The following is a 473-nucleotide window of genomic DNA, read 5'->3' as shown; positions in this document are numbered from 1 at the left end:
GGGTCCAGCTGCGCGCCTTCATGCAGGCGGCCGTTCTGCCACTGCAGGCTCAGGCTGCCGTCGCGCCGGGCGATCTGCAGCGCGTCGAAAAAGCGCGCGGCGGGCAGGCCCTGCCGCAGCACCACATCGAGCGCGCCGGGCGACTCCAGCAGCGCGGCCGGAATGCTTTCCGCCAGCGTGGCCAGCACGCGCTGGTTCTGCTCGATCTTGCTGGACAGCAGCAGCGCCACGGCCTCGACTTCGTCGGCCTGGCGCTCCATGAGCCGCTCCAGCGCCGCGTGCTGCGCGGAGCGGGCCACCAGCCAGGCGCCGAGGCCGCCGGCCAGCAGCACGGCCACCACCGCCGCCGCGATGATGCGCAGCACCAGCGGCCCGGGCATGTGCCAGCCGCCTTCCCGCCCATCGTGCACCGTCGCGAAAGGGCGCAGGCGCATGCGCGCGGCCACCGGTGCGGCCGTCGGGCGGGTCATGCG

General features: G+C 74.8%; 1 protein-coding gene. It reads right to left on the bottom strand.

The window, feature by feature from the left end; genetic code table 11:
- Positions 1–473, bottom strand: a 473-nt coding sequence (locus HR9077_RS20050) for a hypothetical protein (RefSeq protein ID WP_210725988.1), incomplete at both ends; no start/stop codon positions are given.

It is taken from the genome of Modicisalibacter radicis (assembly GCF_900961225.1).
Taxonomy (GTDB): Bacteria; Pseudomonadota; Gammaproteobacteria; order Pseudomonadales; family Halomonadaceae; genus Modicisalibacter.
Note: the sequence above shows the minus strand (reverse complement) of the source record. Positions and strands in the feature narration are given on the sequence as shown.